The sequence below is a fragment of the Candidatus Limnocylindria bacterium genome, from assembly GCA_036523395.1.
Classification (GTDB): domain Bacteria; phylum Chloroflexota; class Limnocylindria; order P2-11E; family P2-11E; genus CF-39.
The window spans coordinates 1-24493 of the sequence record DATDEH010000006.1 but is presented as its reverse complement, the minus strand read 5'-3'; the positions used below and the strand labels follow the sequence as shown (position 1 = coordinate 24493).

The window sequence follows — 24493 nt, the reverse complement described above, 5'->3', positions numbered from 1 at the left end:
TTCAAGCGCGCACCTCCACCACTGTCTTGATCTGCGAAGGATCGTGCGGCAACGCGCGTGCCGCGTCCTCAAGCGGAACCCGTCGCGTGATGAGCGCGCCGAGGAACCCCGGCCACCGGCGCTCTGCGTCCGATAGGTCGGAGATCCCCTGCCGGAAGTCATCGGCCTTCCCGTTCACGGTCCCGATCACGAGCACGTTGTTCAGCACGAGCGTCTGATTGATGAGATCCGCTGGCACCTCGAGCGATCGCTTCGCCCCGGTGACGCTGGTCAGGAGCGCGGCGCCGTTCGCACCAACGAGCCGCAGGCACTCGAACGCGACGGCGGAATTCCCGGTCGCTTCGATCACGACATCGATGCGTTTCGAGCGTTCCGCGATCTTCGCCAGCGGCGTGACGCTCGTCGCGGCGTAGCCGGCCCCGATCCGCGCGAGCAGGGCCTCCTTCTCGGGCTTGTGCTGGCGCTCGACGACGGTGACGTCGAGACCCTGAAGACGAAGCTTCGTCGCCGCGAGGAGCCCGACCGGACCGCCGCCCGCGACGATGGCGGTTCGCGGCTCCCATACCGTCATGCGACGCTGCGCGGTCGAGAGATGGCGCCATCCCTTTACGGCGATGGTGAGCGGCTCGAGGAGGACGGCGACGTCGACGATCGCCTCGGGCACGACGAAGAGGTAATCGCTGCGTTCCGCAAAACGCTCCGCGCAAAAACCGTGAAGGGACTTGATACCGCGCTCGCGGAACTGCCCCCAAAGACACATGTCCTGTTCGCCCGCGCGGCAATTCGGACAGCCATCGGGGCGGCGGACGCTCGCGACGACCGGCGTCCCAGCCTTGAGGGCGCCCGCGTCGCGCGCGACACGTCCGAAGCTCTCATGACCGAGCACCAGCACGTCCGCACCATCGGGTGCCTGGCCGTACTCGCCGCGTTCGATCTCCGCATCGGTGCCGCACAGCCCGACGCGCACGACGTCGACGAGCACCTCGCCTTCGGCGACCTGTGGTTCGGGGACGTCGCGCACCGCGCCGGAGCCCGCGCGACCCGGTATCACCGTGAGCGCACGCACGGGCGGAGCATATGAGCATCCATGCGGCGATACTGTCGCGCGATGGTGACGCCGCGCGAGGTCGAGCTCATCTTCCGCGAAGCCGGTGCCTTCCGCGAAGGACACTTCGTCCTCGCGTCGGGCAAGCACTCGTCGCGCTACCTCGAGAAGTTCCAGGTACTCCAGTGGCCGGTGCGCACCGCCGCTCTCTGCGCCGACATCGCGGCGTGGGCACGGTCCCTCGCACCGCGAACCGTCGCAGGACCGACGACCGGCGGCATCATCCTCGCGCATGAGGTCGCGCGCCAGATGGACCTGCGCGCCGTCTATGCCGAGCGGATCGAGAACGGTCGCGGCAGAGAGTTCCGGCGCGGGTTCGAGCTCGACACCGGAGAGCGTGTTCTCGTCGTCGACGACATCATGACGACCGGCGGTTCCGTTCAGGAGACGATCGATGCGGTGCGGCGCGCCGGCGCGCCCGTCGTGGGCGCGGCGGTGCTCGTTGATCGCTCCGGTGGCTCAGCGACGCTCGATGTGCCCTTGCATGCGCTGTGGACCGTCGACATGCCCACACATCTTCCGGAAGATTGCCCACAATGCGCGGACGGCGTGCGGCTTACGAAGCCTGGCACGACCTCTGCTCAGGTGGTGCGCAAGTGAAGGATCTCGTGAAGCTCATCCGCACGCTCGCGTGGACGGCGTTCGCCGCAGCGATCTATCAGGAGCTACGCAAACCGCCCGAAGCGCGTACCTGGAACGGCAAGGTCGCGGGAGTCGTTCCCTACGACTTCCGGATCCCGACGCTGGATCGCCTGCGCGAGGCGTACTGGGCGCCGGACAGCGATCTGGTCTTCTCGGAGAAAGTCTTCGGTGTCGGCTGGGCCGTGAACATCCCGGTCGCCGCCCGAAAGCTCAGCGAGATCGTGTCGCAGTACGCCGAGTCGAGCGCCGACCTGCGCCGCCGGGTGGCGCGGCAGGGTGAGCCCCGCCCGCTACGCGACTCGTCCCGGGCGCCGCGCGACGCGCCCTGATCTCCAGATACGCGGGAAGGAACCGCTCGAGCTCGTCCGCTGACCCCGGTTCGCCGCCCTCGTAGCTCGGGGAATACTCCCAGAGGCCATCCACGAGCAGACCCTTCTTCGCGCACGCGTTGACGAGATCGCTCGTGCGGTGCCCATACTCGAGCGTTCGCGCCTCGACCTTCACCTTCCCGAATTCCCAGACCGCATCGTCGAACGGGACCGCTCCGTCATCGAAGTAACGTTGCTTGAAACCCCAGCCAGTCCCGGTCCAGGTCTCCTGCATGCGCAGCGCGACCGGATGCATGGTCGAGAAGACGTAGATCCCGCCAAACGCGAGGATCCGTGCGACCTCGCCGATGACACGCGTCGCGTCCGGAACGAAGACCATCGAGTGATGGTGATTCACGATGTCGAACTCTTCCTTCGCGAATGCCGAGAGATCGCGCATGTCGCCCTGCACGAAGCGCAGCCTCGTTCCGCGGTCGCGCGCGAGCGCGCGCACGGTGGCGAGCTGGCGCTTCGAGATGTCGAAGAGCGTCGTCGTCGCGCCGAGCTCGGCGAACAGGACGGCGTCCCAGCCTCCGCCACCAGCGAGGGAGAGCACACGCTTGCGCTCGAGGTCGACGCCGCGCAGTCGTCCGCGCGTCAGCTCGTCGAGGAAACGCCGCTTGCCGCGGGCGTCGCGCGGGGGCTTGCCGATCGGACGCGTGTAGGGGATGCCCGCCTCCGCGAGGCGCTCCCACATCCGCCTGTTGTGCTCGCCGACCTCGTCGAATGCGGCGCGCCGCGTCAGGGAACATCCTCGCAGCATTGGTCGATGTGCGCGGCGAGAAAACGGCGCACGCGCGCGTCGTCATAGGTCGTCAGCTCATCGATCCAGTTCCACGCCGTGAGCGCGATCGTGCCCGGCGGGATCTTGTCGTACGGCCGGATCAAGAGCTTGACCTCGCCGTACTTGTCCTTCGGGTACGTCGTGAGCAGTGCCTGCAGCGCCGCGAGCGCATCCGCCGTGATGTTGTTGTACGACGCGACGACACCGCCGTGCTCGAGGCTGTGCACGGCGCGCTCGTCCGGAACGACCTCGGTGTGAAGACCCCAGGTCGTCGGGGCCGGCCAGTGCGGCCCGTACGTCGGCGGGTAAGACGGATACGCGATGGCCTGACCTTCGGTGATGTGGTTGCCGACCCCGCCGCCCGGACCTGTGTAGCGACCGGCGCTCTCGCCGACGCCGAACGAGCGAGCGATGAGCACGCCGATCACCAGAACGACCGCACCGGCGCCGATCGCGAGCCACGGCACGCGCCTATGCCACGGGTAGTTGCTCGCGACCTTCGCCCGCGACGCGATCCGCTGCTTCTTCTTGCGCGGCATGTGACGGGCTAGTCGGCGAGGGCCGCGTCGACCGCGTCGCGGATCCGCGCCAGGCGGCGCTTGCGATCGGCCACGAAGCGCTCGATGCCCGCGAGCAGATGCCGCGGCGAGAGATGCGCTTCGGCGATGACCTCGTCGACCGTCCCACCGGTGCGCCAGCGGTCGTCCCAGTCGGAGGTCAGCGAGTACTCGGCGACGACGGGATGCTCGATCCAGTCGCGCATGACGCGCCGCGAGCGGTTGCTGATGACCATCGCATCGACACGGTCCGCGGCCGACGCGATCTCGTCGCGGTAGCGCGGATCCTGGAGCGCAAAGAGCTGCGGGCTGATCGCGGCGACGATCTTCACGTTGAGCTCGCGCTCGTCGAGCTGCGGCAGGATCTTCACGAGGTTCGCCGTCGTCGAGGTGCCCTGCACGAAGACGGTGCCCATCCGCGGCTTATCGGCTCGATGGCGGCGGATGAAATACGCGCCGCGCGCGGCGGCGAAGTGCGAGTCCATGCCGAGCGCCCTGCGGTCCGGGATGTCGACATTCGGTCGCGTGAGATGCAGCGCGACGATAGGGGCCTTCTGGCGGAGCGCCGCCCCTAGCACGACCGGGACCTCGTTGTACTCCCACGGGTGCAGATCGATGACGGCGCCGTCCGGAAACAGCTGCGTCACACCGGTCTCGAAGATGCCGAAGTGGGTGCGCGAGTCCTCGGCGGTCTCCGGTCCGGAGTGCCCGGCGATCCACAGCACCTTGCCGACGCGGAGCTCGCAGTCCTGCGCGAGCTGGCTGAATAGACGCATCTCGCCGTACTTCAGATAGGAGAACGCCCCGTACGTCGAGCACGCGCCCCAGAACCCGTTGAACTCCTCGAACGGATTTCCGGCGAGGTTCACCGACGCGATCCCGCAGGCGACACCTGAGTTCGTGAACTCGGTGATCTGCTGCGGTAGGAGAGCGCCGTGGATGTTCGTGTCGCGCTGGTACCAGCCCCACCCCGGGGCGTCGCCGAATCCCTTCATGAAGCCGGCGATGTTGGTCGACTCCGCGAGGTCCGCTGACATCGCGATGAACAGCGGCCGCCCGTACTCCGTCCGCGCATAGCTGTTCACCCAGGATCCCCAGGTCGCGAGGGCGGCGCGGTTCGGCTTCTTCTCGCCCGGCTTTGCCCACATCGCTTCGGGGTAGCGCTCGTAGTCGAGGATGCGCTCGTCTTTGAAGACGTCCTTGGCCTTGCCGCCGAGGAAGAACGTCGGTATCTCGTCCGGCACGCTGCCCGCGATCTCGGTCAGGCGATCAGAGAGGTAATCGCTCACGTCGCGGCGAGAGCTCAGGACCGACGCGGCGACCCCGAGATTCCGGCGCGCCTGCGCCTGTATCGCCTGCGCATCCTTCGGCGCGGGCCCGTCCACTCCCTCGTACTCGACGCCGTACTTCTTCTGGAACTCCTTCCGGAGCTGCCAGAAGAGCTCGTGGTTCATCGCATGCGCGGTCCCGTGCGACGCGTAGTCGTACTTGAGATAGCCGCGACCCTTGCGGGTGCGGAACCATCCGATGCTCGGAACGCGTTCGGGGTTGTCGCCGCGGGCAGCGTCGAGCACCACCTTCGTCACGTCGTCCCAGTCGCTGCCCTTCTCGGTCCCCACGACGCGCCACCCGTATGGCTCGAACCAATCGCGCGGCGTGCCGTGGACCACGCTCGACACGGCGTTCACGTCGATGCCGAAGTCGTTCCAGTCGAGGAGGAACACCAGGTTCGAAAGCCCGAGACCCCACGCCGAGTTGCGCGTCTCGTGGCTCGCGCCCGGTGTGAGCCCGCCCTCCCCTTCAACGGCGAACACTTTGACCTCTTCGGCCCCAGCGATCTTGAGCGCGACCGCCTCGCCCACCGTCGGCGGCATGCCGTGTCCCGACGGTCCCGTGTTCCACTTGAGGAACAGCGTCTTGCCCGCCATCTCGGCGTGACCGGGAAGTCCGCCGTGGCGGCGCAGTCCCAGCAGATCCTCCCAGGTCAACGCGAACTTTCCGTCGAACGGGAACGCGAAGCGCTCGTCGTGAGTGCGCGCGTGCCGCACGCGCATCGCCTCGTTGAGCGTCGCGAGCGTCGCGTAGATGAGAGGCACCGTGTGGCCGGCCGACAGGATGAAGCGATCGCCGAATCGTCGCCACGGCCGCAGCACGTCGTGGCGCATGGCGCCGGACAGCACGAGGGCGAGGAGCAGGTGGACCTTGGAGCGCGAGCCGCCGGGATGGCCGCTCTGCCGGTAATTCAGCGACAGGTCGATGAACTCGTCGACGACGTCCTTCGTGACCTCCCACAGCGGGAAGGCCGATGCTGACTCCGTGAAGAGGCGCTCGACCTCGGAAGTGATGGTGCGAGCCACAGGGCTTTTTGTAGCACCATTTGCGACGTGAGCGGTGCCGCGCGCGTCATGCCTGAGACCGTGCGCATCGCCAGCGAGGGGGAGACGCTCCTCGCTGATCTGTATGGCGCCCTTCCGTCACGGCGCGCGGCGGTCCTGGTCCATGGTCTGAACTGGGATGCCAGCGGATGGCGCGACGTCGCGCAGCTCCTGGTCGCGCGCGGTGTCCCGGCGCTTGCCCTGAATCTGCGCGGCTATGACGGCTCGAGCGGCAAGACCAACGACTTCGCTCCTCCCGCGCCGTGGTCGCCGATCGCCGATCTGCGCGCGGCGAAGGCGCTGCTCCGCGAGCGGGGCGCCCGGGAGATCGCGCTCGTCGGCGCGTCGATGGGTGGCCACGCGATCCTCGCTTCGAGCTTCGAGGCCGACGTTGAGTCCATCGTCTCCATCTCAGCGCCCGTCACGGCAGTGCCGGACGAGCTGTCACGGCGCGTGACCGGTCGGAAGCTCTTCGTCTGCGCCGATGGCGACTCGCTCGGCGCGGCGCCTCACGTCGTCCATTGTTTCGACGTCGTGTCCAAGCCGAAGACGCTCGTGCTGTTCGGCGGGAGTGAGCACTCACGCGGGATGTTCGCGGCGCCCTACGGAACCGAAGCGACGGGGGCGATCATCGACTTCGTGGCGCGGGGGGTCTGATGCCCGCCCGGGTGAACCCGGACGTGCCCGGCGAGCCGCTGCTGCTGAAACGCACCGGTAAGCGCCTGCGCGCGCTGCGTCGCAAACGTGGACTCACGATGGCGCAGCTTGGCGCCGACAAGCGCGGCCGGGTCTATTTCGAGCGGCAGTACGTGTGGAAGATGGAGACCGGCCGCGTCGCGCCGTCGCTCGCTGCGCTCGCGCATTTCGCGCGACGGCTCGACGTCACCCTGTCCGAGCTGCTCCGCGGGATCTGAACCGCTCTCAGGGTGCGAGCGCGGTCCCGAAGACGCCGGCGTCTGGAACGAGTCCGGTGATCAAGAACGGAACCGGCACGCCGTGGCGCTCCAGCAACCAGCGGTACTTCGCGTAGTCCGGTTGATCGGGTAGATCGCTCCGTACAGGCGATTGGCATGCCATCGTGCGTCCTCGCCTCTGGCCAGGGCGATGAGCACGTACCTGTCGATCGGGTCGTCGTCGATCGTTCCGCACGCGCCGCTGCCGCCCGCGAACTCGATCTTGTCTTTTCCGGTGTACGGGTCCCGATACAAGAACACGCTGCTGCTGTCGACGAAGCGGAGCGGCGACGCCGTCGAGCCGCGAAAGATACGGAGGATCTCCAGCGTCACAGTGGCTTCGACGAAGTCGGTGTTCGTGCGGGCGTCGAGCTCGATCGAACGCGCACGCCCCAGCACGAGCAGCTCCGTGTGCTCGCGCGGGTCGAAGGGTCCCGCGCCGCAGGCGGCCGCCGGCACGGGATGGGCGAGGAGGAGCACCAGGACAAGGCAGAGCGCGAGTGCCATTCTCAGCACGTCGTCATCGTGGACCTGGGGGCGGCGCCCGCGCGTCAGCGTTGGGGTCGCGATCTATTACGGCTTCGAACGAACTACGGAGCCACTGCATGGGTCACGACGCGCACGACGTCCGCGATGCGCTTCGCACGTGTTTCAGGCTTCTTCGCCGTCACGAGCATCCGCAGATGCTCCTTCCTGCGTCCCGGCGTGAGCGCGTCGAACTTCCGCATACCCGCCGTACCAAGTGCGCGTCGCAGATCCTTCGGGACCTGCATCGCCTCGACGCTGTCGAGAAGGGTCCACGAGCCGTCTCTCTTCGCGGCCGCGATCTTGGCCAGCCCCGCCGGCTGCATCCGCCCCTCCTTCATGAGGCGCGCGATGCGGACCTTGTTCGAGCGCGACCATCCGCTGCCCGGCCTCCGAGGCGTGAAGAGCAGACCCATGCGCTCGTCGTCGAGCGGCTTGTTCACGCTGTCGATCCAGCCGTAGCACAAGGCGTCCGGGATGGACTCCTCGTACGTGAGTCGAGCTTTGCCGGTGGCGGCCTTGTACGAGACGAGCCACACGCCCGGCTCCTTGTCGTGGTGGTCGCGCAGCCACCGACGCCACTCGGCGAGCGTCTTCGCGTGGAAACGTGGAAGGTCGGCAGCGGAGGTCGGGCGGGTCAGGCTGTCCGAGCCTCCTCGCGGGATCTGACGTGCGCCAGCGGCAGCGTCACGTGGAACGTCGTGCCCGCGTCAGGGTTGCGCTCGGCCCAGAGCTTTCCGTGATGCCGCGACACGATCTCGCGGCTGATGTAGAGCCCGAGCCCGAGACCGCCGACGTGATCGGCGCGGGGATCTGGCGAACGGTAGAAGAGACCGAAGATCTTCTCGACCTCGGCCGGCGCGATGCCGATGCCCTGGTCGCGCACCGACACGATCGCGTTCGCGCCGTTCACGTGCAATGACATCTCGATGCGGCCGTTCTCCGGCGAGTACTTGATCGCGTTGCCGACGAGGTTCTCGAAGACCTGCTCGATGCGGTCGCGGTCCGCAACGATGGGCGCCGTCCCCTGGACCGTCGTCTCGATCTCGTGGCCCTTGCTGAGGAGGTTCATCCGCTCCCCGACCTCACGAACGACGTCCCCGAGCTCGATCTCCGCGAGCCGCATCTCGACTCGCCCCTGCTGCAGGCGGGACACGTCGAGGAGCTCGTCGATGAGGCGCGCCAGCTTCTTCGCCTGGCGGTTCGCCATGTCGAGCGTCGCGTCCGCCTTCTGCGCCTCCTCGCGCCATGATGCCGGCACGTCGGTCGCCGCGCCGAGGCGTCCCATGCGGCGCCGCGCGATCTGCATGAAGCCGCTCACCGCGGTCAGTGGCGTGCGCAGCTCGTGCGAGGCCATCGAGAGGAACTGCGTCTTGAGCTTGTCGAGCTGCTCCAGCTCGACAAGGCGCTGGCGCAGCCTGCGCCGCTCGAGCGCGCGCCCGACCGTCGCGCGAAGCTCGTCCACGTCCGACGGCTTGATGAGATAGTCGTACGCGCCGCTGCGCAGCGCGGTGACCGCCGACTCGAGCGATGCGTAGCCGGTGAGCATGATCGACACGGTGTCGGGCCAGAGCTTCTGCGTCTCGCGGAGGATCTCGATGCCGTCGAGATCGTCCAGCCGAAGGTCGGTGAGCACAACGTCGAACTCGTGCTCTTTCAGCAACGCCAACGCCTCCTTGCCGCTCGTGACGGCGGTGACCTCGTTGCCGTCGAGCTGCAGGATGGCTTTGATCGTCGTCGCGACGCTTTGCTCGTCGTCGACGACGAGGATCTTACTGGCCGCCATTGTCCTGCGGTCCCGCGATCGGAAGTGTGATCGTGAAGGTGGTCCCGTGGCCGGTACGACTCCGCACCTTCAACGTCCCGCCGTGCGCCTGCACGATGCCGTGCGACACCCATAGGCCGAGGCCGGTCCCCTTTTCCATCTTGGTCGAGAAGAACGGCTCGAATATCCGCGCGACCGCTTCTTCGCTGATCCCCGTGCCGGTGTCGCGCACGTCGATCCGGACCACGTCGGCAGAATACGCATCCAGCTCGCTGGCGCCTCCGGTCTGTGTCGCGACGATCAGCCGCCCGCCCTTTGGCATCGCCTCCGTCGCGTTGAGGAACAGATTCAGGAGCACCTGCTTCAGCTGGTCGGCCGACGCGCGGATCAGCGGCAGGGTCGGGAGGAGCTCCTTCTCGATCCGCACGCCGTTCTCGCGCAGACGCTTTGCGACGAGCGTCTCCGCTTCGAGCACCAGCGCGTTGACATCCGTCGGTCCCATCGATGTCGTCGGGCGGTAGAAGCCGAGCATCTGGCGAAGGATGCGCGACATGCGCTGCGTCTCACGCGTCGCGATGTCGAGGAACGACCGTTCCGGCGCTCCTTCGGGAACGGCGCGGGACAAGAGATAGAGCGAGTTCTGCACCGCCTCGAGCGGATTGTTGATCTCATGCGCGATCGAGGCCGCAAGCCGGCCCGTTGCGGCAAGCTTCTCGGTGTCGAACAGCACTTGCTCCAGCCGACGGCGCTCCAGCTCGCGGAGGCGGCCGACGTCCTGCATCGCCGAGACGGTCGCCACCACCGAACCGTGGGGCCCGCGCACGTCGGCGGCGGTGACCTCCATCTCCAGGTGCTCTTCCGTCTCGGGGTCGGTGAGCATGACCTCTCCGCGCCTCGTGGATGAGGGCTCGAGACGGAGCTGCGACAGGAACGAGGTGAAGCGCGCATCGTTCGCGAGAGCGATCTGATCGTGCCGGGTGCTGTACTGCGTCGGTGCGAAGAGACGCTGCGCCGCCTCGTTGAGCGTGATGATCTCGTTGTCCTTGTCGACCACGATGATCGGGTTCGGCACGCTCCGGAGGACGAGGTCGAGACGGTCGCGCTCGGCGCGGATCTGAAGGTCAGCCGTTTGGATCCGTTCCGCGCTGCGCGCGAGCTCTTCGGTCATGTGGCGGATATCGGTGACGTCCTTGAGCACCGAGACCACGCCGCGCTCACCGATGCGGTGGTTGGTCGCCAGCATCGTGATGACCTCGTAGATGAGCTCGGTGCCCTCCACGGGATCGACGAGCGTCACCTCGCGGTTCGTCGCGCGGCTCGCCGTGTCGAGATTCCATGCCGACAGCGCCGCGGTGAAGAGGAAATTGTTCATCCAGACCGCTCGCCGCTTACCCGCGGAGTCCTCGTCGCTCGACCGGAACAGGTGCTCGGCGCGGCGGTTCAGGTGGAGGATGTCGTTCCGAGCGTCGGTCACGAGCACCGGGTCCGCGACCGAGTTCACCATCCACCAGAGCCATTCCTTTTCGACGGCGTGCGATTCGCTCGCCTGACGCAGCACCTGGACGTCCTGCTCGCGCATGAGCGCGGCGCTCGCCTGCCGTGCGAACGGGACGAGCCGCTCAAGGTCCGCCTCGCGCACTCCGTCCTTGCGGGAGAGAAGGACGACCGCACGCGGGCCGTCGCTACGGCCGGTCGTGGAGCGAAGAGGCGCAGCGACGAAGCCGCCGATGCCCATCTCGGCGAGCGTGGCGCCGGTGTTCTCGTCGAGCTTCACACCGTCGCCCGGGTCGACGCGCTGTGGCGCGCCCGAGCGCAGTGCGACGACGAGCGGATTGTCCGAACCCGCGACGCCGATCGTGAGCCGCCGCGCCTGATCGTCCGTGACGTTCCAGCCGAACAGCCCACGCAGGGATGCGCTCGGCTCGTCGTAGACGAGGACGACCGCCTTGTCGTAACCCAGACCGCGCACGAGATCGTCGAGCATCGGCTCGAGCGTCTCGCGCGGGTCACGCCCGGTGGTCGGCTCCGGTTCTCGCTCGACCACGTCCCGCATGTCCGGCGTCGGGCTTACCGCTCCTGCGTCGTACGTGCTCGGCTCGTCGCGGTGTCCGCCGAGCCCGCGCCAGCGCCAAGCGTTCCGGTCGCCTGGCGCGGCGAGAGGCCAAGCGCGTCCGCGTACCGCAGGTAGGTGTCGATGGAGGCGACGACGACACGCGCCTCGACGGTGATCAGGTCGATCCCGACGAGCGACACGCGGACCCAAGCGTCGATGACGATTCCTTTGTCCAGGATGCGGTCGAGCACGTCGATGAGGCTCGAGCCACCGGGACTGCGTTCTACGACCGCCATCTGCTAGCCCCCTTTTGTCTTGAGTTGCCGCTCGAGCTGCGCGATGCGCGCTTCGAGGCGTGCCACCTCGCCGGCGCCGATCCCGTCGGTCTTGCGACCGCCGAACGCCGGCTCGCTCCGCCACCAGTTGAGGCCGATCTGCTCGGCCTTGTCGATCGAGCACACCAGGAGCCGGATCCGGATCGTGAGCAGCTCCACGTTGGCGAGGGACACACTCACGTCGCCGGCGACGACGAGTCCTTTGTCGAGGACGCGGTCGAGGAGATCGACGAGCGTTGCGGACTCGTGCTGAGCGCCTGGTGGAAGCCGGCCCATGCTCATGATGCGGCTCCGACCCGGAGCTGGATGTCGTCTTCGTCGAGGCCGAACTGCACGGCGATCTCGCCGATCTTCTGTTCGAGCCGCATCAGTGCGAGCCCGACTCGCTCCACCTCGTCATCGCTCAACGCGCCGCCCTCCATCCGCCGGATCGCTTGGCGCTCCAGCACCTGCCGAAGGAACTCCACCAGTGTCAGTACCAGGCCCACGAGACCGCGCTCGATGTCTTCCGGCTCGAGGTCGATGCGCTCTGGCAGCAGCGATCGCAGACGCGTGATCTCCTCGCGGAGCTCGAGCTCGATCTGCGTGGTTTCGGGCGCGGTCATTCGCTCACCGCGAACGTGTACGGAGCCCAGGGTCCCTGCACGACGATCGTGACGTCGGGAAGCTGCGCGCCGAGTCGCTCGAGGCGCGAACTCAACCCGTCGATCTCGTCGCGCGTCACCAAGGCGGACATTGAAACGGCCACCGCCGGTCGAGGGCAAGTCCGGTGGCGCACGAGGGTCGGCTCGGTCGCCAGCTCACCGAGAAGACGGGCAACGATCGCTTCGGCGCGGACGACCCGCTCCCGGTCGCTGCGCCGTTGCTGCAGACCGCGCTCGAGGTAGGCCCGCCCGCTGCCGGCGGTCATGATCGAGACCGGCGAGATCACTCCTTTATCACGCCACGCACACGTGATCGCGAGCTCGCACCGATGCCCGAGACGTGCGAGCTGTGAAGCGAGGTCGACGTCGCGCTGGTTGAGACGGGTGCGGAGCGCGTCCTCGTCGTCGAACACGCTGCCGAACCGCGCCGGGAGACACGGCACGCGCTCGAACACCGACTGGATGATGCGATGGTGATCGAGCAGCTCCGGTTCTCCGGCGACGAGCGCCTTTTCCCAGTGCGAAGCCAGCGCCGCCAACAGGCTTCCCGACACCGCGCTCAGCCCCAGTTCCTCAGCGATGCCCGCGTCCTCCGGTGCGACGATCGCGCGAAGGAGCAGCGTCATACCTCCGCACCTGTCCGCCGGATCGTGTCGACGGACGACAGGACCACGCTGAGTCCGAGATAGATGAGGTCTACGCCCGCGACCGAGATCGTGAGCTCGCCGGTCAGGACGACGCCGCGGTTCAGCAAGCGGTCCACCAGCTCCACCAGGGGCACATCGAGCGTCGCGGGCTCGTGCGTCAAGGCATCGCTCCGAAACGGTATGCGGGCCATGGCCCGCTCGCGCGCACGCGATACCCGCTGGCATCGAGTTGACTCTCGAGCTCGCCGATCGCCTTCGCCAGCGCCGGCTCACGCTCGCGGGCGACGAGGATCGATGCGCGCAGCGCCACCGCGTCGGAGCCGCCGGCCACGACGGACTCCTGGTAGGTGCGCACCGCGATCCCCTCGAGGGCCTCGAGCGCTGTATTCGCCGCGTCGCTGTCGCGCTTCAGGGTGGAGCGGGACAGGGTCGTGCCGCGCTGCTTGTCCAACAAGAACGCGCGGCCGGGCGGGCTCGCGGCGATCTGCGCATCGAGCGCGCGAACGTCCGCATCGTCGGCGGGCGCGTTCGCGTCGCGCGAGACCGTCACCACCCACTCAGCGTGACCCGCGAGCGAGGCGAGCTGGACGCTCCGGTCCTTCGCGTCCTCGCGCAGCATCTGCCGCACGCGGTCGTCGTCCCGGTAGATCGCGCCGAATGACAGCGGCAAGACCGTACCGAGGAGCTCGAGCAGGCGCCCGTTCACGGCCTGATGCTGCGCGGCGCGCGCCGCGAGCCAATCCAGATCGCGCACGTGCTCGTTCAGCGCGGCCTCCCCGTACTCCGCCTCGTCGACGTCGCTCGTCGCGGCAAGCAGTGGCCCCTCAACGACGTAGCCGACCGGGCTCTCATCGATGCCCGTGAGTCCCGCGGATGCGACGCGCGAAGCGTCGCTCGCCCGCGCGATGCCGTACACGTACCGCAGCCGGCTCATCGGATCTCGTCAGGGAGCTCGATGACGACCTGGCGCGCACCGTCGTCTGGCATCGCGGAGAGCCGCGCCTGCGCGACCGCTTTCTTGTGCTCGCGGATCTCGCGCAAGCGCGCGAGCAGCTCGGCCTCACGCTCGCCGAACTCGGCCTCGGGCATCCGGCCCTCCTCGTAGGCCTCGTTCACGATCATCAGCTGCTCGCGGACCGGATCCTCGTCCCACATCTGGTGCTCGGCGACCTCGAGGACCTTTTCGAGGCAGTAGCGGATACCGGCCGCCGGCGCCGTCACGGGCAGCGCGAGGAGCTTGAAGAGGATCACGCGCCTGACCCGGCGGCGCGCTCCAGCTTCAAACGGATCGTGACGAAGTTGTAGGGCGGCCACGGTCCGGTGTACTTGAAGGACAGCTTGCCCTCGAAGCGCTTTCCGATCTCCTGCACCTTCTTATCGAACATGCCCGCCCGATCGCGCGCGACCAGGAACGCGCCGTTCATGATCATGCGGTCGCCGATCACTTTGTTCGAGCGCGACGCGATGACCGATTCCGCCAGCTCCTCGTAGATCTCGCGGACGTAGGACTCGGACTTCTCGGCCAGTGCCTGCTCGACCAGACGGCCCAGCTGCATCCGCGCGAAGTACGTGGACGACTGCTGGTTCGTCTCGATCTGTGCCTTGAGTCGGCGGATCTCCTCGTAGTCACGCTCGACCTCGGTGAGCACCGACTCGCGGTCCCAGTTCACCTTGAGACCGAACTCCAGCTTGTCCTTCATCTTGACCAGGACGTCGCGAAGCTCCTTGTAGGTGTCCTTCAGGAACTCTCTCGTGTCATCTTCCGTCTTGAAGAGCGTCCCGAAGCTCATCGGGACGGGCGTGAAGTTGTTGTCGATCATCACGACTTCGTTCACGTGCTCGTGAGTGAGGGCGTTCTCGCGTGTGGGGTCGTACACCAAGAGCGGACTGCGACTCACGACCGCCGCGAGGTCCTGGTGGTGCACGGTGTAGACCTCGTCGCCGCGGCCGCCGATCCCGATCTTTCCGAAAGCCCGCGGGTCGGCCGATTCGATGATGCAGTAGACGTAGATGCCCTCGCCCGAGGCGGGCTTGTCGCTTGGCGGTTGCACCTTCACCGCATCCATGGCCCGTCACTTTACGGGTGCGCTGCGCGTGACGCGAGCGACTGCCCAGCCGGCGCTCGCTCGGTCGTCCGGTCAGGCTGACGCCGACACGACCTCCGTGAGCGAGGCCACCACCGCACGCACCGTTCCCTCCGGCGAGCGCAGCGGTTCGGCGTCGATCCGTACTGGCGAGCGCCCGCGCCAGTGCTCGTCGACCGACGGAAGCACGTCGCCGGCCGTGGCGTCGCGTGGTCGGTATGACTTTGCGGATTCGGAGCTGACTGCTGTGAACGGTCCGAAGACCCTCCACGCGTTGCGCCGTAACTTCCGCAGCGCATGAAGCAGTTCGCGTCGTGGCAGTCGGACAGGTGATCCGCGACATCATCGAGGGCGGCATTGCCGGCGCGGTCGCCGCGGTCATTGCGCTTCAGCTGGACGTCGCGACCCCACAGACGATCGCGATGGCGCTGCTCACCGGTTTCATCTCCGCCGCGATCGCCGTCGCGCGGCGCAAGGTCGTCGGTGCGAACGTCCCGGCGCCGACGTCGCCGCCGCAGTGACGCGGAGGCCCACCTGGTAGCAGGCGCGTAGCAGGCGTGTAGCAAGCGCGATCCGCGACCGCGGGATGACCGAACGGTCATGTCGCCGGTTGGACTCGGTATCAGCATTGGTTGCCTACCCGCGGCTCAAGGTGGAGAGCCACGGGACCTAGAGGAGCAGCACACGAACGTGAGCCTGGTGACCGCGCGTCCCGATCCCTCTCCCTCGATGCTCCTCGCCGATGCGAGCGAGGTGCGCGCGATCGTTCGCGCCGCGCGCGAGCATCTTGAGATGGACATCGCGTTCATCGGCGAATTCCGCGAGGGGGTCCGGATCAACCGCTTCATCGAGTGCATCGGCGACCCGCCCATGGCCGACCAAAGCGAGACGCTGCTGGAGGAAACGTACTGCCGCCGCATCGTCGCCGGCGAGATGCCCGAGCTCATGCCGGATGTCTCCGCGGTCGCGGCCGCGCAGGCCCTGGCGGTCACCCGCGAGCTGCGCATCGGCGCCTACATCGGTGTGCCGATCTACGAGGCGGACGGCGCGCTGTACGGGACCTTCTCGTGCTTTCGCAGCGCGCTGGAGCCCCGCCTGCAGGAGCAGGACGCACGCGTCATGCGCCTCCTCGCGGCGATACTCAGTCGGCGCCTCGAGGGTGGGCGAGCGCGAGATCGCGCCGAGCACGCGATGGCCGCCCGCCTCGACGCGGCACTGGCACTCGGGGACCCGTCGATCGTCTTTCAGCCGATCGTAGATCTCGCGTCGCGGGTGAGCCTTGGTTATGAGGCGCTCGCGCGCTTCGCTGCCGAGCCCTCGCGTCCTGTCGATGCGTGGTTCAGCGACGCCGCTCGGCTCGGTCGCGGCGTGGACATGGAGATCGCGGCGATCGAGCGCGCGCTCTCGGCCGCGACTTCCCTCGCCGGTCCGGCATTCATCTCGATCAACATGTCCCCAACGACGCTGGCGCACGAGCGGTTGGCGTGGACACTTGCTGATCGCGACCTCACCGGAGTCGTTTTCGAGATCACGGAGCACGTCGTCGTGGAGGACTACCCGGCGCTGCGCACCGCGATCGAAGGGTGGCGCCGCCGTGGTGTTCGCCTCGCGATCGATGACGCCGGTGCGGGATATGCGAGCCTCCGGCACGTCGTCAGCCTGGCTCCGGATTTTGTGAAGCTGGACCTGAGCCTCGTACGGGACATCGATACGGACGTCGCGCGGCAGGCGATGGCAACGGCGCTGGTCTCATTCGCCGCCAAGAGCGGGACCACCGTCGTGGCCGAGGGGATCGAGACCGAGGCCGAGCTCGCCACGCTCATCTCGCTGGGAGTCACAACAGGCCAGGGATATTTCATGGGTCGGCCCGCCGCCGCGGCGACGTGGCGCACGGAGCGCCCAGCAGAGGCCATTGATGAGAAAATGGCCGGAATGCTGGGCCCGTAGCTCAACGGTAGAGCAGGGGACTTTTAATCCCTTGGTTCCGGGTTCGAATCCCGGCGGGCTCACCGCCGCGCGGTGGTCCTCCACAGCAGGACGTTCAGCGCCGCCGCGATGATCAGCATCAGCAGCACGACCTGCAGCACCACCTCGCGCTGACCCTGGAACGCGAACCACGGTGGCGTCAGGACCGCGACCTGGAAGGTCCAGTACCCGAGCGCGAGCGTGTGTGCCCAGAGCCATTCCACACGCGTGCGCCCGCGCAGATACGAACCGAGCAGCGCGATCCCGAGAGCGGCTTCGACGAGATGGCCCAGCCCGCTGACGAACTGGACCTCGGTCTCGTTCGGGATCGTGTCGTGGAAGCGCAGGAGGATCTCCGTCGAGAGGACGATGCTCCCGAGACCGAAGTAGGCGAGGATCACGGCCAGGGTCGGCGCGACGCGACGGAGCGTGTATGCGCGCCGAGGGAGGACGCTGACAAGCGCGGCGCCGAGGAGCAGACCGCTGGTCATCGCCGTCGTCGAGCTGATGAAGAGGTAGGGATTGCCGAAGACGTAGGCGAGCAGCCCGCCGATGTCGCCGAACGACGGGAGGGCCGAAGCGTGCAGGTTTCCCTCCTGTTGCGTTGCGCCGAGTGCGCTCGGCCTCTCATTGGATAACTACGGACCGTCACAGACATCACGCGGTCCGTGTGTATGCGAAGGATCAGCGCGATGGATCGAAGAGATCGGCGTCTGGATGTGTGGCGCCACGCACGAGTGTCGCGACGAGCTCGGCGGATGCGGGCCCGAACGCCATTCCGTGCCCGGTGAAGCCGCCACACACGAACACGCCCGGCGCGACGGCGCCGATGTAGGGGAGCGCGTCGTGCGAGAAGCCCATGGTCCCGGCCCAGCGATGCGTGACCTCCGCGGTGATGCCGTGCTCGCGTAAGAAGGTCTCGAGCTGCCGCTGGATCGCGCCCGTCGTGCGTTCCTCCTCGCCGACCTCTTCCTGAGCGGCGGTGTCGCGCCACCCGCCTACGAGTACCCGCCCGTCCGCTCGCTGGCGCCAATACCGGTAGCCACGGTTCGCGTATGCCGGGCGGGCGAAGAACGGCGTCGTGGGCGCGGTCGCGAGCATCTGTCCCCTGACCGGCCGCACCCGCGAGCTCGCGAGGTGCGCGGTATACGCGTTCGTACAAAGCACGATCGCGCCGGCGCGGACGGTCCCGCCCGAAGTGAGCGCCTGACCCTGCCGGATCGCGCTCACGCGCGTGGACTCGTGGATCTTCGCGCCGTTCGTCACCGAGGCCGCGGCCAGCCCGCGGACCCATCGGACCGGGTGGAACTCTCCGTCCTCGGCGTATGTTGCGCGACGTTCGGTTGGATCGACGGCCACGGCGACCCCCTCGGAGGCAAGTCGGCGCGCGCTCTCTTGTATCTCGCGCCACTCATCGTCGTCTCCCGCGATCTGGTCCGACCCGTTCCAGCTCAGCCGGCAGTTGATGCCGTGCTCGGCGACCAATGAGCGCACCAGCGCTTGGGTGCGCTTCGTGAAGCGCCAGATCCTCAGCGCGTTGCCCTCGCCGTAACGGCGTGAGGCGGCGACGAAGTTTTCGGCAACGCCTGCGAGGAGGAATCCGGCGTTGCGCCCGCTCGCCGCCTCGGCCACACCGCGCGCTTCGAGGACGACCACCTTCGCGCCGGTCGAAGCGAGGAAGTACGCGGTCGCGACGCCTGCGATGCCCGCGCCCACGATCGCGACATCCACCGTTACATCGGCATCGAGCGGTGGATAGGAGCGCGAAACCCCGTCGAGCCAGAGACTCGTCGTCGCGGACTGTTCCATGCCTGCGTTAGTCTGACCGCTGCTTCCGTTGGGTCTGGCTGACGTGAGCTCACGTCGCCTTTGGGGTTGGGATGGGTCGTCTTCGCATCGCCGCGGTCGCTTGCGCGATGCTCGGGCTGTTCCCGTTGGGTTCGGATCGCGCCGCCGGAATCTCAGCCGACATCGTGATCAGCCAGGTCTACGGCGGCGGTGGAAACACAGGCGCCCCGGCCGCGACCTACAGGAACGATTTCATCGAGCTCTTCAACCGCGGCTCACTCGCCGTGAACGTGACTGGCTGGTCTGTCCAGAACGCGTCGAGCGCAGGCAGCACGTGGCAGATCACGACGCTGACGGGCTGGATCCGTCCCGGCCGCTACTACCTCGTTCAGGAGGCGCAGGGCGCCGGAGGCTCTGCGAACCTTCCCACGCCGCACGCGGCAGGAACGATTCCGATGAGCGCCACGGCTGGAAAGGTGGCCCTCGAACCTGAGTACGCAGTTGTCCGGGACGTGTCCTCTGGCGCCGCCGTCGCTGATTTCGTCGGTTATGGCACCGTGGCGAACTGCTTCGAAGGCCTCGGGCCAACGCCAACGTTGAACAACGCAAACTCAGCGCAACGCAAGGCGAGCGGCGCGCAGGACACCGACAGCAATCTGGATGACTTCACTTCGGCCTCGCGGCCCCACGAGCGACTGCCGACTATCCGATCAGCGTCGCGTCGACGACCCCCTCCGGGCCGAACGTCCCGCTCAACACGAACATCGGCATCACATTCAGCGAGCCAGCCACCGTCACCGGTACGTGGTTCACGATCAGCTGTCCGGCGAGCGGCGCGCACACAGCGACCGTTGGCGGCGGACCGACGACGTTCACCCATCGCGAAGTCGCTCTGCGCCAAGCTCGATGCCGCCGCAGCCTCGGGCGCTCGCGGGAACACCACCGCCCGGGCGAATCAGCTGAGCGCGTATCGCAACGAGGTCGAGGCTCAGCGCGGGAAGGCGATCAGCGACGCGGACGCGACGGCTCTCATCAGCCTGGCCGACCTGCTCTAGGACACATCCGCAGGGTCACGACGCACGTACGATCGTCGTGACCCTCCGTTGGACCTTCCGCGCCGCGGCGTGCGTTCTCCTGCTCGTGCTGGCCGCGTGCAGCGGCGCGACCGCCGCGCGACCGGTGCGGCCCAACGAGGTCCAGGTGATCGAGCCGGTGGGCAGAGAGGACGCGTGGACGTACGCGCCGCATGAGCTCCGCGTGTCCGCTGGCACGACGGTCACGTTCGTGAACATGGGCAAGGAGTTCCATACCGTGACCTCGAGCGACGAGGGCAGGCCATTCGATGTCGGGCTCGACAGCGGCAAGAGCGCGACCGTCACATTCGATAAGGTGGGCGTGTACGCATATCACTGCGGCGTCCATCCGCAGATGACGGGGGTCGTGCGTGTCTGTGACGGTGCCTGTAGCTAGTCGAGTCGCGCATGGAATTCGCGCTGGTCGCGAACGAAGCTAGGGCTTAGGCGGGCTCGCGGGCGCGAAGAGGTAGCGGATCGATAGGCCGCCGATCGCGGCGCCAAGCAGCGGACCGATCCAGTAGACGTACCAGTTGTCGAAGAACGCGGCGGGGATCGCGGTCGCGACATGGCGCGCGGGATTCATCGCCGCGCCGGTGAGCGGTCCGCCCATCAGGATGTCGGTCGCCACGGTGAGCCCGATCCCGAAGCCCGCGATGCGCGGCGCGAACGGGGAGACCGCGGTGCCGTAGACAGCCCATACCAGGAAGATGGTGAGCAGCGCTTCGACGCCGATGCCGACCGGGACGCTCACGCCGTTCGCGAGCGCCGGCGTCCCGAGGTGCGTCTTGTCGATCGCCGCGAGGGCGAAGTCGAAAACGCTGCGGAGCGCGAAGCCCGCAAGCAGGCCTCCAGCGAGCTGCGCGATCCAATAGGTGGGCACGCGTGACCATGGGTGCCGGCCCGCGATCGCGAGGGCGAACGTCACCGCGGGATTGAAGTGCCCGCCCGAGATCGCGCCGAACGCGGATACGGCCAGGGCGAGCGTGATGCCGTGCGCGAACGCGATCGCGCCGAGACCGCCGCCGCTCCCGTTCGCGTCGGCGATGATGGCGCCTGCTCCGATGAAGAAGAACCAGAACGAGCCGGCGGCCTCCGCCAACAGGGCGCGGTTGTGCTCGCTCATCGCGTTCCCTCCCAACTCAGTCGGGTATTGTCCACGCGTGGCCGATTTCCGTCCCGTCGAGGCAGCCAAGGCACGTATCCTCAGCATCCGCCCCGCGTCTGCGGCGACGGCGGTGGAGGACGCGAACGCGGAATGGATCGAGGTCCAGGTGACCCTCGACAGCGATCTTGCGAACTGGCGGCTGCAGCACCTGCGCGCACTCTGGCGCGAGACCGTCTCAAAGCCGGTGGAGTGGGAGTGGGTGTACACGTGGGGATCGCCGTCGTTCGTGCGCGCCGGCGAGATCTACCGCATCCACTCCGGATCGCGCGTGCGCGCGGCCACGCATCCGCTCGCCGACGATCTCGCTTCAGGTCGCAAGCACGTGTATGTGGCCGGTCCGGTCGGCGCAGCGCGTCTCATGTGGACGCGTGGCGATTACGCGCGGTTGGTTGACGCCTTCGGCACGGTCATCGACGAGATCGTGGTGTGGCCGACCGAGGACGCCGCACCCCAGAAGGCCGATCAGCCCGCTTCACCGCGCTAGCCCTCGGCGAGCGCGGCTTCGCCTTCGCCTTTCGTGCCGGCCGGTACTGCTTGGTCTCCACGGCGATCTTGCGGATGAGCTTCTCGAGCACCGTGACGCCGATCCCGGGACCGGTCGGAACGCCCATCGTTCCGTCGGCCCGAACGGTGAACGGCTCGCCGATGATCTCCGTCGCGAAGTAACGCTCGGAGGCCGACACGTCGCCGGGGAGGCTGAAGTTCGGCAGCGAAGCGAGATGGACGTTGTGCGCGCGGCCGATACCCATCTCGAGCATGCCGCCGCACCACACCGGAATGCGAGCCTCACGGCACACGTCGTGGATGCGCCGCGCCGACGTCAGACCGCCGACCCGGCCGGCCTTGATGTTGATGACCCGCGTGGCTCCGAGCTCGATCGCCTTGCGCGCGTCGTCGCCGGTATGGATGGACTCGTCAAGGCAGATCGGGGTTTTGATCTCGCGCTGCAGCGCGGCGTGGTCGACGATGTCGTCGTGCGCGAGCGGCTGCTCGATCATCGTCGGGCTGTACGCATCGATGCGCTTGAAGAGCGGCGCGTCGGCGAGCGTATACGCGGAGTTCGCGTCGAGCATGAACGGTAGATCCGGGAACTCGCCCCGTATCGCCTCCGCGACGGAGCCGTCCCAGCCCGGTTTGATCTTCACCTTCACTCGCTGATAGCCCGCGGTGAGCTCGCGCTTGATCGTCTCCAGCAGATCGTCGATCGACGGCTGGATGCCGATCGCGACGCCACACAGGATGCGGTCCCGCGTGCCGCCGAGCAGCTTCGACAGCGACCGGCCGTCGCGCTTGGCGAAGAGGTCCCAGATCGCCATCTCGAGCGTCGCCTTTGCCATGCGGTGCTCGCGGATCCATGCCAGGACGCGTTCGGTGTCCTCGGGCTGGTGCAGGTCAGCCGCGAGTAGCGCCGGGATGATGATCTCGTCGAGCGCGTACCAAACGGTCTTGGGCGTCTCGCCCGAGTACCACGGCAGCTCCGGCGCGACGCTCTCGCCCCAACCGACCGCGCCCTCCGATTCGACGCGCGCGATGACGCGGGTCTGGTGCGTCTCCCGCGAGCCGCTCGTTTCGTACGCACGCTTCAGCGGAAGGCGCAGGACGAACAGCTCGACGCGCTCTATACGCATGGCTCACTCATCGGTGTCAACGACCTCCGCATCGCGTCTTGGCTGCGGCACGAGAAGATACGCGCCCCGACCGTCCTGCCCGCGCAGGAACTCGACCGCGGCGTAGCCGCGCGCGAACGCAGCCTCGACCGCTTCGCGCACGGCGAGGCGCCACGCGAGCGCCAGCTTCCCGTCGCGCGCTTTGAGCTCCTGGAAGCGGGCGGGTATCTCCATCAGCAGATGCGTCTCGTCGCCGGCCGGCGCGACCATCCCCGGGCGTTCGCCGTCCGCACGCAGCGTGTACTTGATGCCTTCGCGCTCAGCGTCCTCGAGCGACGGCGGACGATCTTCGCCCTTCAGCCGCTTGTACGTGCGGTCGTGGCCGATTGGCCACTCGACGTAGATGCGATCGGATGGCAGCCCCGCGTTCAGCTTGTCGGGCATCGGACCGTAGAAGTCGCGGTGGTACTCGCGCGTGAATGCTCCGAGCTTCGCGAAGTTGAAGGTCGCGTTGCGCGCCTCGAGTGGGTCCATGGTCCACGCGATGACCTCGATGCCCTGATCGAGACAGTGATCGCGTTGCGCTTCCTTGAGTGCCTTCGCGAGTCCGCTTCCGCGGTACGCCTCGCGCACCGCGAGCATGTGCGAGTGGTGACGGAAGTGGTAATCGTAGATGCCGAGGAAGCCGAAGACGAAGCCGGCCGGGCGCTCGTCACCGTCGGCGTACCCGAGCGCGACGAAGCCGCCGTTGTGACAGGTCGCCAGGAGGAGCTGCGGCGGAACGACGACGTCTCCGCTCCACACCTCTTCCTGGATCGGCACAGTCGCGGTGCAGGCGCCGATGTCGCGCGCGGTCTCGATCCGGAATGACACAGGTGCGAAGTATCTCGCGGACCATTACCATCCCGCCGTCATGCCGGTCAGCACCGAATTCCTCAAGAAAGTCTCCTGGTTCGAGGACCTCGACCAGAAGTCGCTCGACGCGATCGCGAACGCGGCCGTCGAGCAGCGCTACCAGCCGGGGCAGGAGATCGTGCGTCAGGGGGACACCGGCGTCGGAGCGTTCATCATCCGATCCGGGAAGGTCGACATCGTCCAGGACAAGGGCGGCAAAGAGGTCAAGCTCGCGACGCTCGGTCCGGGAGAGGTATTCGGCGAGATGGCGCTCCTCGATGAGTTCCCGCGCTCAGCGAGCGCGCGGGCGGTCGAGCCGACGACGGCGCTCGGCATCCAGCGCTGGCACTTCCGCGGCATCCTCGAAAGCCACCCGCAGATCGCGCTGGCGTTACTCCCGATCCTGACCCGCCGCATCCGCAACGCCGAGGCGCAGCACGCCGAGGTCACCGCTCGGCACTAGCTCGCGGTTCTCAGCGTGACGCGGTGTAGTTCAGCGTGTACGTCCCGGTCGTACCGGCGCCGCGCGCCGCGCGCACGCGGATGAAGTACGCGCCCGGATCGCGAACGACGTAATCCACGCGCGCGACGCGGTCGGCTCCGGTGTTGACCTCAGGGGCGACCTCCACGCCGGCAGCGTTGAAGAGCGCGATCGCACCGCCGGGTAGCGTGTCGGCGCGGAGCGTCAGCGCCACCGTCGTGTTGTCGGGGACCGTGATGCGGAAGAAGTCGACGTCATCCACCGGCGCGATCGTTCCGGCATGCGTGCCGACCGTGATGAGATTGGCGGTCGCCGGTGCGTTATTGGGCTCGGTCTCGGTCGCTGTCGCAGGTGGCGTCGGCGCGACGGTCGGCGCTACGGTCGGCGCTACGGTCGGCGCTACGGTGGGAGCGATGGTGGGAGCGATCGTGGGCGCGACGGTTGGTGCGATCGTCGGCGCAACAGTTGGGGCCACGGTCTGCTGCAGCGTCCGCTGCGGCGCGTTGGTGCGATCGGCGGCGGCGTTTCGTTCGGTGCCTCCGCGCAGCGCGAGGATGGCGAGGACGAGCACGAGGACCGCGGGCACGATCGCCCGGCGCCACGGGAAGCTCCCACGCTCTTTCGGCGGGCTGAGGACCGCAGCGGTAGCACCGGCTGCGCCGCCCGCGACGGCAGTCGCG

At 67.7% G+C, this 24493-nt stretch carries 33 protein-coding genes, 1 tRNA gene and 1 pseudogene; 12 read left to right on the top strand and 23 right to left on the bottom strand.

Features of this window, described 5'->3' with window-relative positions; translation table 11 throughout:
* Position 1: 1 nt before the first annotated feature.
* Entirely contained in the window at positions 2 to 1066 is a 1065-nt protein-coding gene (locus VI056_01035; protein HEY6201601.1) for a glucose 1-dehydrogenase, read from the bottom strand.
* Between the two features lie 42 nt (positions 1067 to 1108).
* On the opposite strand from VI056_01035, the gene pyrE reads away from it, so the two are divergent.
* Together pyrE and VI056_01025 are read left to right on the top strand one after the other, a co-directional pair.
* Complete coding sequence (pyrE, locus tag VI056_01030; GenBank protein HEY6201600.1) at positions 1109 to 1705, top strand: orotate phosphoribosyltransferase; 597 nt, start codon at positions 1109 to 1111, stop codon at positions 1703 to 1705.
* On the top strand, positions 1702 to 2076 hold the full coding sequence (locus VI056_01025; GenBank protein HEY6201599.1) for a hypothetical protein: 375 nt from the start codon (positions 1702 to 1704) through the stop codon (positions 2074 to 2076). The genes pyrE and VI056_01025 overlap by 4 nt, the downstream gene beginning before the upstream one ends.
* Here the strand turns inward: VI056_01025 and VI056_01020 are convergent.
* From VI056_01020 to VI056_01010, 3 genes are read right to left on the bottom strand one after another with little or no spacing between them, the layout of a single operon-like run.
* Positions 1958 to 2878, bottom strand: a complete 921-nt coding sequence (locus VI056_01020) for a class I SAM-dependent methyltransferase (protein ID HEY6201598.1) — start codon at positions 2876 to 2878, stop codon at positions 1958 to 1960. The genes VI056_01025 and VI056_01020 overlap by 119 nt on opposite strands.
* A complete protein-coding gene (locus tag VI056_01015) occupies positions 2857 to 3438 on the bottom strand; it encodes a DUF3105 domain-containing protein (GenBank protein HEY6201597.1) in 582 nt (193 codons plus the stop codon). Before VI056_01015 ends, VI056_01020 begins: the two co-directional genes overlap by 22 nt.
* Positions 3439 to 3446: 8 nt before the next feature.
* A complete protein-coding gene (locus VI056_01010) occupies positions 3447 to 5813 on the bottom strand; it encodes a transketolase (protein ID HEY6201596.1) in 2367 nt (788 codons plus the stop codon).
* A gap of 27 nt (positions 5814 to 5840) precedes the next feature.
* Here VI056_01010 and VI056_01005 point away from each other — a divergent pair, with 27 nt between their 5' ends.
* Complete coding sequence (locus VI056_01005) at positions 5841 to 6488, top strand: alpha/beta fold hydrolase (GenBank protein ID HEY6201595.1); 648 nt, start codon at positions 5841 to 5843, stop codon at positions 6486 to 6488.
* Entirely contained in the window at positions 6488 to 6745 is a 258-nt protein-coding gene (locus VI056_01000) for a helix-turn-helix transcriptional regulator (protein ID HEY6201594.1), read from the top strand. The genes VI056_01005 and VI056_01000 overlap by 1 nt, the downstream gene beginning before the upstream one ends.
* Before the next feature lie 60 nt (positions 6746 to 6805).
* Here the strand turns inward: VI056_01000 and VI056_00995 are convergent, their stop codons facing one another.
* The 12 genes from VI056_00995 to VI056_00940 all read right to left on the bottom strand — a co-directional run bounded on the left by VI056_00995 (position 6806) and on the right by VI056_00940 (position 14819).
* Complete coding sequence (locus VI056_00995; GenBank protein ID HEY6201593.1) at positions 6806 to 7291, bottom strand: hypothetical protein; 486 nt, start codon at positions 7289 to 7291, stop codon at positions 6806 to 6808.
* An 83-nt stretch (positions 7292 to 7374) separates the two neighbouring features.
* Positions 7375 to 7848, bottom strand: a complete 474-nt coding sequence (locus VI056_00990; GenBank protein HEY6201592.1) for a YdeI/OmpD-associated family protein — start codon at positions 7846 to 7848, stop codon at positions 7375 to 7377.
* A gap of 98 nt (positions 7849 to 7946) precedes the next feature.
* On the bottom strand, positions 7947 to 9095 hold the full coding sequence (locus VI056_00985) for an ATP-binding protein (GenBank protein ID HEY6201591.1): 1149 nt from the start codon (positions 9093 to 9095) through the stop codon (positions 7947 to 7949).
* Complete coding sequence (locus VI056_00980; GenBank protein ID HEY6201590.1) at positions 9082 to 11118, bottom strand: ATP-binding protein; 2037 nt, start codon at positions 11116 to 11118, stop codon at positions 9082 to 9084. The genes VI056_00985 and VI056_00980 overlap by 14 nt, the downstream gene beginning before the upstream one ends.
* A gap of 23 nt (positions 11119 to 11141) precedes the next feature.
* The gene (gvpJ, locus tag VI056_00975; GenBank protein ID HEY6201589.1) at positions 11142 to 11423 is read right to left on the bottom strand and encodes a gas vesicle protein GvpJ; all 282 of its coding nucleotides are present in this window, start codon (positions 11421 to 11423) and stop codon (positions 11142 to 11144) included.
* A 3-nt stretch (positions 11424 to 11426) separates the two neighbouring features.
* On the bottom strand, positions 11427 to 11744 hold the full coding sequence (locus tag VI056_00970) for a gas vesicle protein (GenBank protein ID HEY6201588.1): 318 nt from the start codon (positions 11742 to 11744) through the stop codon (positions 11427 to 11429).
* Positions 11741 to 12067, bottom strand: a complete 327-nt coding sequence (locus VI056_00965) for a gas vesicle protein K (GenBank protein HEY6201587.1) — start codon at positions 12065 to 12067, stop codon at positions 11741 to 11743. The genes VI056_00970 and VI056_00965 overlap by 4 nt, the downstream gene beginning before the upstream one ends.
* Positions 12064 to 12732: a GvpL/GvpF family gas vesicle protein gene (locus VI056_00960; GenBank protein ID HEY6201586.1), complete on the bottom strand. Its 669-nt coding sequence runs from the start codon at positions 12730 to 12732 to the stop codon at positions 12064 to 12066. Before VI056_00960 ends, VI056_00965 begins: the two co-directional genes overlap by 4 nt.
* Positions 12729 to 12914: a gas vesicle protein gene (locus tag VI056_00955; GenBank protein ID HEY6201585.1), complete on the bottom strand. Its 186-nt coding sequence runs from the start codon at positions 12912 to 12914 to the stop codon at positions 12729 to 12731. The genes VI056_00960 and VI056_00955 overlap by 4 nt, the downstream gene beginning before the upstream one ends.
* Entirely contained in the window at positions 12911 to 13687 is a 777-nt protein-coding gene (locus VI056_00950; protein ID HEY6201584.1) for a GvpL/GvpF family gas vesicle protein, read from the bottom strand. Before VI056_00950 ends, VI056_00955 begins: the two co-directional genes overlap by 4 nt.
* Positions 13684 to 14004, bottom strand: a complete 321-nt coding sequence (locus tag VI056_00945; protein ID HEY6201583.1) for a gas vesicle protein GvpG — start codon at positions 14002 to 14004, stop codon at positions 13684 to 13686. Before VI056_00945 ends, VI056_00950 begins: the two co-directional genes overlap by 4 nt.
* On the bottom strand, positions 14001 to 14819 hold the full coding sequence (locus VI056_00940) for a GvpL/GvpF family gas vesicle protein (protein HEY6201582.1): 819 nt from the start codon (positions 14817 to 14819) through the stop codon (positions 14001 to 14003). Before VI056_00940 ends, VI056_00945 begins: the two co-directional genes overlap by 4 nt.
* A gap of 332 nt (positions 14820 to 15151) precedes the next feature.
* Here VI056_00940 and VI056_00935 point away from each other — a divergent pair, with 332 nt between their 5' ends.
* The 3 genes from VI056_00935 to VI056_00925 all read left to right on the top strand — a co-directional run bounded on the left by VI056_00935 (position 15152) and on the right by VI056_00925 (position 16846).
* On the top strand, positions 15152 to 15358 hold the full coding sequence (locus VI056_00935; protein HEY6201581.1) for a hypothetical protein: 207 nt from the start codon (positions 15152 to 15154) through the stop codon (positions 15356 to 15358).
* Between the two features lie 169 nt (positions 15359 to 15527).
* A complete protein-coding gene (locus VI056_00930) occupies positions 15528 to 16784 on the top strand; it encodes an EAL domain-containing protein (protein ID HEY6201580.1) in 1257 nt (418 codons plus the stop codon).
* A tRNA-Lys gene (locus VI056_00925) sits at positions 16775 to 16846 on the top strand. The genes VI056_00930 and VI056_00925 overlap by 10 nt, the downstream gene beginning before the upstream one ends.
* Here the strand turns inward: VI056_00925 and VI056_00920 are convergent.
* Both VI056_00920 and VI056_00915 read right to left on the bottom strand, forming a co-directional pair.
* Positions 16844 to 17293: a hypothetical protein gene (locus tag VI056_00920; GenBank protein HEY6201579.1), complete on the bottom strand. Its 450-nt coding sequence runs from the start codon at positions 17291 to 17293 to the stop codon at positions 16844 to 16846. The genes VI056_00925 and VI056_00920 overlap by 3 nt on opposite strands.
* 193 nt (positions 17294 to 17486) lie before the next feature.
* Complete coding sequence (locus VI056_00915) at positions 17487 to 18611, bottom strand: FAD-dependent oxidoreductase (protein ID HEY6201578.1); 1125 nt, start codon at positions 18609 to 18611, stop codon at positions 17487 to 17489.
* Between the two features lie 71 nt (positions 18612 to 18682).
* Here VI056_00915 and VI056_00910 point away from each other — a divergent pair.
* Positions 18683 to 18997: pseudogene (locus tag VI056_00910) on the top strand (lamin tail domain-containing protein).
* A gap of 295 nt (positions 18998 to 19292) precedes the next feature.
* On the opposite strand, the gene VI056_00905 reads toward VI056_00910, so the two are convergent.
* Positions 19293 to 19433 carry a hypothetical protein gene (locus VI056_00905; GenBank protein ID HEY6201577.1) on the bottom strand — a complete coding sequence of 47 codons (141 nt, stop codon included), beginning with the start codon at positions 19431 to 19433 and terminating at the stop codon, positions 19293 to 19295.
* Positions 19434 to 19441: 8 nt separating this feature from the next.
* Here VI056_00905 and VI056_00900 point away from each other — a divergent pair, with 8 nt between their 5' ends.
* Positions 19442 to 19645 carry a hypothetical protein gene (locus tag VI056_00900; GenBank protein ID HEY6201576.1) on the top strand — a complete coding sequence of 68 codons (204 nt, stop codon included), beginning with the start codon at positions 19442 to 19444 and terminating at the stop codon, positions 19643 to 19645.
* 37 nt (positions 19646 to 19682) lie between these two features.
* Positions 19683 to 20060 (top strand): cupredoxin domain-containing protein, encoded by a 378-nt coding sequence (locus VI056_00895; protein HEY6201575.1) that lies wholly within the window; start codon positions 19683 to 19685, stop codon positions 20058 to 20060.
* Positions 20061 to 20099: 39 nt separating this feature from the next.
* Here VI056_00895 and VI056_00890 read toward each other — a convergent pair whose 3' ends face one another.
* Positions 20100 to 20789 (bottom strand): aquaporin, encoded by a 690-nt coding sequence (locus VI056_00890; protein ID HEY6201574.1) that lies wholly within the window; start codon positions 20787 to 20789, stop codon positions 20100 to 20102.
* A 37-nt stretch (positions 20790 to 20826) separates the two neighbouring features.
* Between VI056_00890 and VI056_00885 the strand changes: the two genes are divergently transcribed.
* A complete protein-coding gene (locus tag VI056_00885; GenBank protein ID HEY6201573.1) occupies positions 20827 to 21315 on the top strand; it encodes a hypothetical protein in 489 nt (162 codons plus the stop codon).
* Here VI056_00885 and menC read toward each other — a convergent pair.
* Entirely contained in the window at positions 21239 to 22459 is a 1221-nt protein-coding gene (gene menC / locus VI056_00880; GenBank protein HEY6201572.1) for an o-succinylbenzoate synthase, read from the bottom strand. The genes VI056_00885 and menC overlap by 77 nt on opposite strands.
* A gap of 3 nt (positions 22460 to 22462) precedes the next feature.
* On the bottom strand, positions 22463 to 23311 hold the full coding sequence (locus VI056_00875) for a GNAT family N-acetyltransferase (GenBank protein ID HEY6201571.1): 849 nt from the start codon (positions 23309 to 23311) through the stop codon (positions 22463 to 22465).
* A 40-nt stretch (positions 23312 to 23351) separates the two neighbouring features.
* Here VI056_00875 and VI056_00870 point away from each other — a divergent pair, with 40 nt between their 5' ends.
* Positions 23352 to 23795, top strand: coding sequence for a cyclic nucleotide-binding domain-containing protein (locus VI056_00870; protein ID HEY6201570.1), 444 nt, complete (start codon positions 23352 to 23354; stop codon positions 23793 to 23795).
* A 10-nt stretch (positions 23796 to 23805) separates the two neighbouring features.
* On the opposite strand, the gene VI056_00865 is transcribed toward VI056_00870, so the two are convergent.
* The coding region (locus VI056_00865; GenBank protein HEY6201569.1) for a hypothetical protein at positions 23806 to 24493 on the bottom strand (688 nt) is incomplete at its 5' end.

Coding starts and splice junctions, on each gene's coding strand:
- pyrE (HEY6201600.1), top strand. CDS start 1,109: ATGGTGACGCCGCGCGAGGTCGAGCTCATCTTCCGCGAAGCCGGTGCC.
- VI056_01020 (HEY6201598.1), bottom strand. CDS start 2,878: ATGCTGCGAGGATGTTCCCTGACGCGGCGCGCCGCATTCGACGAGGTC.
- VI056_01015 (HEY6201597.1), bottom strand. CDS start 3,438: ATGCCGCGCAAGAAGAAGCAGCGGATCGCGTCGCGGGCGAAGGTCGCG.
- VI056_01000 (HEY6201594.1), top strand. CDS start 6,488: ATGCCCGCCCGGGTGAACCCGGACGTGCCCGGCGAGCCGCTGCTGCTG.
- VI056_00995 (HEY6201593.1), bottom strand. CDS start 7,291: ATGGCACTCGCGCTCTGCCTTGTCCTGGTGCTCCTCCTCGCCCATCCC.
- VI056_00985 (HEY6201591.1), bottom strand. CDS start 9,095: ATGGCGGCCAGTAAGATCCTCGTCGTCGACGACGAGCAAAGCGTCGCG.
- gvpJ (HEY6201589.1), bottom strand. CDS start 11,423: ATGGCGGTCGTAGAACGCAGTCCCGGTGGCTCGAGCCTCATCGACGTG.
- VI056_00970 (HEY6201588.1), bottom strand. CDS start 11,744: ATGAGCATGGGCCGGCTTCCACCAGGCGCTCAGCACGAGTCCGCAACG.
- VI056_00965 (HEY6201587.1), bottom strand. CDS start 12,067: ATGACCGCGCCCGAAACCACGCAGATCGAGCTCGAGCTCCGCGAGGAG.
- VI056_00960 (HEY6201586.1), bottom strand. CDS start 12,732: ATGACGCTGCTCCTTCGCGCGATCGTCGCACCGGAGGACGCGGGCATC.
- VI056_00950 (HEY6201584.1), bottom strand. CDS start 13,687: ATGAGCCGGCTGCGGTACGTGTACGGCATCGCGCGGGCGAGCGACGCT.
- VI056_00940 (HEY6201582.1), bottom strand. CDS start 14,819: ATGGATGCGGTGAAGGTGCAACCGCCAAGCGACAAGCCCGCCTCGGGC.
- VI056_00920 (HEY6201579.1), bottom strand. CDS start 17,293: ATGACCAGCGGTCTGCTCCTCGGCGCCGCGCTTGTCAGCGTCCTCCCT.
- VI056_00915 (HEY6201578.1), bottom strand. CDS start 18,611: ATGGAACAGTCCGCGACGACGAGTCTCTGGCTCGACGGGGTTTCGCGC.
- VI056_00890 (HEY6201574.1), bottom strand. CDS start 20,789: ATGAGCGAGCACAACCGCGCCCTGTTGGCGGAGGCCGCCGGCTCGTTC.
- menC (HEY6201572.1), bottom strand. CDS start 22,459: ATGCGTATAGAGCGCGTCGAGCTGTTCGTCCTGCGCCTTCCGCTGAAG.
- VI056_00870 (HEY6201570.1), top strand. CDS start 23,352: ATGCCGGTCAGCACCGAATTCCTCAAGAAAGTCTCCTGGTTCGAGGAC.